Origin of the sequence: Caldanaerobacter sp. (assembly GCF_049701115.1) — a bacterium.
Taxonomy (GTDB): Bacteria; Bacillota; Thermoanaerobacteria; order Thermoanaerobacterales; family Thermoanaerobacteraceae; genus Thermoanaerobacter.
The window spans coordinates 1-5,383 of record NZ_JBNATX010000064.1; the positions used below are offsets into that span (position 1 = coordinate 1).

Annotated in this window: 8 protein-coding genes and 1 pseudogene; 6 read left to right on the top strand and 3 right to left on the bottom strand. The window is 33.6% G+C overall.

All coding sequences use genetic code 11. From position 1 onward, the window contains the following. Positions 1-55: 55 nt before the first annotated feature. Entirely contained in the window at positions 56-187 is a 132-nt protein-coding gene (locus ACPLVE_RS10875) for an AsnC family protein (protein WP_424611566.1), read from the top strand. Further along, positions 177-317 (top strand): annotated as a pseudogene (locus ACPLVE_RS10880) (aminotransferase class I/II-fold pyridoxal phosphate-dependent enzyme); the annotation flags it as partial. The gene ACPLVE_RS10875 and the pseudogene ACPLVE_RS10880, both read left to right, overlap by 11 nt. Before the next feature lie 22 nt (positions 318-339). Here the strand turns inward: ACPLVE_RS10880 and ACPLVE_RS10885 are convergent. Together ACPLVE_RS10885 and ACPLVE_RS10890 are read right to left on the bottom strand one after the other, a co-directional pair. Continuing rightward, the gene (locus ACPLVE_RS10885) at positions 340-726 is read right to left on the bottom strand and encodes a HEPN domain-containing protein (protein ID WP_029689149.1); all 387 of its coding nucleotides are present in this window, start codon (positions 724-726) and stop codon (positions 340-342) included. After that, a complete protein-coding gene (locus ACPLVE_RS10890) occupies positions 701-1,036 on the bottom strand; it encodes a nucleotidyltransferase domain-containing protein (RefSeq protein WP_424611567.1) in 336 nt (111 codons plus the stop codon). The genes ACPLVE_RS10885 and ACPLVE_RS10890 overlap by 26 nt, the downstream gene beginning before the upstream one ends. A 528-nt stretch (positions 1,037-1,564) precedes the next feature. On the opposite strand from ACPLVE_RS10890, the gene ACPLVE_RS10895 reads away from it, so the two are divergent. The 3 genes from ACPLVE_RS10895 to ACPLVE_RS10905 all read left to right on the top strand — a co-directional run bounded on the left by ACPLVE_RS10895 (position 1,565) and on the right by ACPLVE_RS10905 (position 3,824). Next, the gene (locus ACPLVE_RS10895; RefSeq protein WP_424611568.1) at positions 1,565-2,287 is read left to right on the top strand and encodes a GntR family transcriptional regulator; all 723 of its coding nucleotides are present in this window, start codon (positions 1,565-1,567) and stop codon (positions 2,285-2,287) included. A 16-nt stretch (positions 2,288-2,303) separates the two neighbouring features. Continuing rightward, positions 2,304-2,993: a glycerophosphodiester phosphodiesterase gene (locus tag ACPLVE_RS10900; RefSeq protein ID WP_424611569.1), complete on the top strand. Its 690-nt coding sequence runs from the start codon at positions 2,304-2,306 to the stop codon at positions 2,991-2,993. 84 nt (positions 2,994-3,077) lie between these two features. After that, complete coding sequence (locus ACPLVE_RS10905) at positions 3,078-3,824, top strand: carbohydrate ABC transporter permease (protein ID WP_424611571.1); 747 nt, start codon at positions 3,078-3,080, stop codon at positions 3,822-3,824. 33 nt (positions 3,825-3,857) lie between these two features. Here the strand turns inward: ACPLVE_RS10905 and ACPLVE_RS10910 are convergent, their stop codons facing one another. Continuing rightward, complete coding sequence (locus ACPLVE_RS10910) at positions 3,858-3,980, bottom strand: hypothetical protein (RefSeq protein WP_424611570.1); 123 nt, start codon at positions 3,978-3,980, stop codon at positions 3,858-3,860. A 73-nt stretch (positions 3,981-4,053) separates the two neighbouring features. Here ACPLVE_RS10910 and ACPLVE_RS10915 point away from each other — a divergent pair, with 73 nt between their 5' ends. After that, positions 4,054-5,187, top strand: coding sequence for an ABC transporter substrate-binding protein (locus tag ACPLVE_RS10915; protein ID WP_424611572.1), 1,134 nt, complete (start codon positions 4,054-4,056; stop codon positions 5,185-5,187). Positions 5,188-5,383: the final 196 nt, after the last annotated feature.

Below are 5,383 nucleotides of genomic sequence, written 5' to 3' on the forward strand. Positions count from 1 at the left end.
ATTAGTATTATAATTTTGAGATATAAAAACATTATCTAAGAAAGGAGGTAACAATTTGAATAAAAGCATAAAAATTGCTGAACTTTTACAAGAAAATGGCAGGTTTACAGAATATCAAATTGCTTCAATTCTAGGGATTAGCGAAGAAGAAGTAAAAAGTACAATAAAAGAATTAGATATACAGTGAACTGATTTATGAAGGGAAACATGTAAGCATAGCCTCACTTCCAGGGATGAAAGAAAGGACAATCCTCATAAACGGTTTTTCAAAAGCTTTTGCCATGACTGGATGGAGGTTAGGGTACATTGCGGCAGATCGCTCTAAACTTTGAACGGATTTTAAATTATGTTTTTACAATAAGAAAAAATTTCTTTAGCATACATTATTGCCTTTTCAGCTGTTTTAATATCTGGCATCCCTAAAGCTGTTGTGCCTGGCATGGCAGTAGGATATCTCGTTGGAATATAAAATTGGTTTAATACTTGGGCTTTAGATAGGAAGCTCTCAAAAGATTTATCATATTGTGTACAAAGATTTACAAGATCTATTAAATTATGAATTCGAGGAGGATTATGTTTTTGACTTACTAAAAATGCTTTTAAAGCTTTTTCTACAGCCTGATGGGAAAAGAAACAGACCATATTGTATTTACCTGCTTTAAACATGATTTCTGCTGAGTCAAGGTCATCCATAGCAAAATCAAGCCATTGTTTTGCTTCTTTCATAAATAACCTTTCCTTTCTTTAATATTTCTTCAACGTAAAACATACTTTCTTTCATTTCTTCTATTTCTTTTGGAGTATACACTATAATATCCGCGCCAATAGTAGGCTTAGCGACTTTAACAACTTCCTCTAATCTTTCGTAAAAAGACTTGTCAGTATCCTTTATAACTATTAAATCAATATCGCTCCATTCGTTTATTTGATTTGTCGCTAATGAACCGAATAATATTATTTTTTCAGGTTGATACTCTTTTATCAGCACTTCTACAATTCTTGCAAGTTCTTGATTTAATTGTTCTATTCTGCTCATAGAAAACACCTCAATTTGAAGGTTTTACCTTTTTATCCGTTATATCAAACTTTTTAATTTTTTATTTCCTCACTTTAATTTCTAGAAGATATGGTATAATAATAGACAGAAAAACACTTCGAGTGTTATGAATATGTGGAATGTGGGAATAGGTAGATGTGAGCTACCTATTCTTTTTTTATGCTTATTTATATATTCTAAGAGTTTTAAATTTCTATTTTAATTGCTTATAGATCTCAAAAATTCTTCTTCACAATTAATTATAGCATGCATATTATAACATTTCTATGCAAAATTTCTTAAAGTTTTCTGTTGTTTACTTCCCTCAGTTGAAACAAAACAGCCTGCGACCTTAAGCCTGTCCCTAAATTTTATCTTTCCAACATCTATTAATCCTATCTGGTACTATTTAATATACGCTGTAGATGAAAATACACATTAACGCGAATTTAACAATCCTTTAATACTCGCTTAACATTAAGATGATATATTTAAGATGTCGGACAGCTATAAAAGAGGGGAATGAAAATGCAAAAGCTTTTATATGTAAATATCGCAGAAGACATAAAGAAAAAAATAAAAGATGGATATTTAAATCCAGGGGATAAGCTTCCTTCTGAAATAGAACTTGCAAAAGAATACAGGGTAAGCCGTTCCACATTAAGAGAAGCTATAAAAATGCTTCAAAGAGAAGGCATACTAATATCTAAAAATGGTATTGGCACATACGTTTCAGAAAATGCCTCATTGATAATGGAAAATTTCCTAAACAATCTCATAAGCATAGGAGACCTTATCAAAAGCTTTGGTTTTGAGGATACGCAATCTCATATGAGAGTATATAAGGCTTCTCCTCAAATTGAGTGGAGAGAAAAATTAAACCTAAGAGAGAAAGAGGGAGTTACTATTATCGAGAGGTTAAGAGAAGCAAATGGATTAGGGATATCATATAGTTATCATATTTTTCCTGAGAGCATTGCAAAAGATTATTTTGATGAAAATTTCAAGGGTTCATTGATAAGGTATTTGAAAGAGGTCATGGAGATAGAAATAACCTATTCCCTGACAGAGATCTGTGCGGTGGAAGAGGCTGAAAATGAAAAAGTGATACATTATATTGGTAAGAAAATTCTTCTTTTCAAACAGCTTCACTTTGATAAAAAAGATACTCCTATATTTTACTCCCTTGATTACATGAACAACAATGTGCTCAAATTCTTCATAAGAAGAGAAAATAATTTTTCATCATAAAAAAGGAGGGCAAAGTTTGAGGATACCTTTTGTTACAGCTCATTCAGGCTGCATGGATACAAAGATGAACTCTATGGAATATCTTGTACAGGCTGTAAAATTAGGAGCAGACATAATAGAGGTTGATGTAAGTATCACTAAGGACAAAATACCTGTGCTCTACCACGATGAATACGTAGATATAAATGGGGAAAAGAAGAGGGTAAAAGATTTAAAATACGAAGAATTAAAACAAAATTTGAATGATTTACTATTATTAGAAGAAGCTTTTGATTATTTTTCGGCTGAAGAAGTTTTAATAAATGTAGACATAAAAGACTGTCAAGAATATGAGGTTATAATAAATGAAATAGCCAAAAAGCATATGTCAGAAAGGGTATTTATAACTGGTTGTGGAAGTGAGGTTGCTCAAAAAATAAAAAAAATTAATCCATTGATACAAGTTCTTTTAAACGTTGAAAAAGAAAAAACAAAAGATATCCAAAAAGTATGCAACATAGCTGTTAAAAGCTTGTGCTGTGGAGTAAATCTGGACTATAGAATGTCCAGTAAAGAATTTGTGGATTTTGCTCATAAAAGAGGTTTGATGGTATTTGTGTGGACTGTAGATGATATAAAAGCAATGCGTGAAATGATGAAAATGGATGTAGATTCAATTACAACTAACAGGGTAAAAGAGTTAAAAGAAATATTATTGGGGATGTGAAAAGAATGAAAAAAGCGTTACCTAATAATTAAATATATCTTTCTTTGAATAGTACTTATATGGACACCCTTTCCTGTGTACTGGATGCTGGTAAATTCTTTTAAAGACAGGGTGGAGATATTTTCAGAGATTCCAACTTTCATTCCTAAGAATTTCACATTAGAGAACTATAAAAAATTATTCATAGATTTAAAATTTGGCACTATAATTTTAAACAGCCTTAAAATAGCATTATTCTCTACTTCTGTAGTCATTATCTTGGCAGCTTTATCTTCTTATGCAATATCAAGGTTTAACTTTAAAGGGAAAAAAGTCTTAAACCTTTGGATCATACTCGTGAGAATATTCCCTCCTGTGGCTTTTGTAGTCCCCCTTTATCTAATCTTAAGGAATTTAAATCTCTTAAATACGCACCTTGGTCTGATACTTTTATACATTACTTTTAACCTTCCATTTGCGATCTGGATGCTGATAAATTTTATAAATGAAATACCAGTAGAGATTGAAGAAAGTGGAATGATAGATGGAGCAAGTCATTTGCAGATATTTTTGAGGCTCATAATTCCTCTTTTGCTTCCCGGTTTAGGAGCAACAGCAATCTTTACGTTTATAACCTCATGGAATGAATTTATGTTTGCGTTAATTTTTCTCCAGTCTCCAAAGCTTGTAACAGTTCCGGTGGCTCTTTCAGGACTTATAACCGAATACCTTGTACTATGGGGGCCTATGAGTGCTGGAGGAATAATCTCTTTAATACCTATACTTTTATTCGCTATCTTGATGCAGGATTACATTATAAAGGGTCTAACCCTTGGTTCTATCAAGGGTTGACATAAAGACATTTAAAGGAGGAGTAAAGGATGTTTAAGAAAAAGTCAAGTTTAGCTTTTCTTTTAGCTGGTTTGCTGGTTTTCTCCATTTTATTTGCCGGCTGTACCAGTTATTCACAACCTTCTTCTCAAACTCAGGAACAGAATCAAAATTCACCTTCAGCAAGCACAACCGAACAAAAAAAAACTTACCTCAGATTACACTTCACATAGCGGCAAGAGCAGGTAACATCTCAGATGCTTTATCAGAAATGGGCAAAAAGTATAAGGAAAAGACGGGTATAGATGTTCAAGTAGTTGGAATGCCTTATAATGAGCTCAAAGAAGCAATTGTTTTGGATATTAAAAACAAAGGTGGAGCTTATGACCTTGTAACACTTGACGACCCGTGGATGCCAGAATTTGGAGAAGGAAAACTTCTGACAAATCTTGATGCTTTCTTTCCCAACGGACTTGACAGCGATTTTGTAGAAAAAAGTATGGCATTGGGGAAACACCCTTATAAAACAGGCTCTTTATATGCGGTTCCAATGGTAGGCAATGTGCAACTTTTCTATTACAGACAAGATCTATTAAACAGATACAACTTTAACCCGCCAAAGACCTGGGATGATGTTGTAAAAATAGCTAAAACTATTACTGAAAAAGAAGTTCCGAATGTGTACGGATATGTCATAAGAGGACAGAGAGGTAACCATATAGTTTCAGATTTTCTGCCGCTCTTCTGGGCATACGGTGGAGAAGTTCTTGATGCGAACAATGTTCCCCACGTAAACAGTGAAGCTGGCATAAAAGCCATGGAAACATATCTTAAACTGAAAAAATACAGTCCTAAAGGTGTAGAGGCATTTGATACTGACCAAATCGCCAATGCACTAACTCAGGGCCAGGTAGCAATGACAATTGCATGGCCTGCTTGGGTATCAAAGGTTGACAATCCTGAGAGTTCAAAGGTAGTAGGGAAAATTAACTTTTCTGTTGTACCCGGTCAAGTTAAAGATTCTGCAGCTATGATTGGGAACTGGCTCTTAGGTATACCCTCCACTTCAAGCAATAAAGAGGAAGCAGTAAAATTTTTGAAGTGGGTAACAAGTAAAGAAGTGCAGAGAGAAATGGCGCTTAAATTTGGAGTACCTCCCACAAGAAAGAGTTTATACAGTGATAAAGAATTGGTAGATAAATATAGATATTACCCTGCTCAGCTTGATGCTCTTGAACATTCTGTTGCAAGGCCAAGGACTCCATATTGGAGCCAGATAGAGGATGTGTGGGGGCTTTACCTTTCGCAGATCGTAAGTGGACAAATAGGTATAAAAGAAGGCCTTGATAAGGCCAATAGTGAAATAGAAAAAATATTAAAATAACTGGGTAAGAGGTTCACCATAAGTTGGTGAGCCTCTGTAAAAAATTAAATGAGGTGACAATGTGAGAAAAGCTGAAAAATCAATATATTGGTTTTTATTGCCGTCCATCTTATTACTTCTTACATTTACATTCTATCCCACAATTTATGAAATTGCAACAAGCTTCTTTAAAATCGATTATATAAAAAACATAACA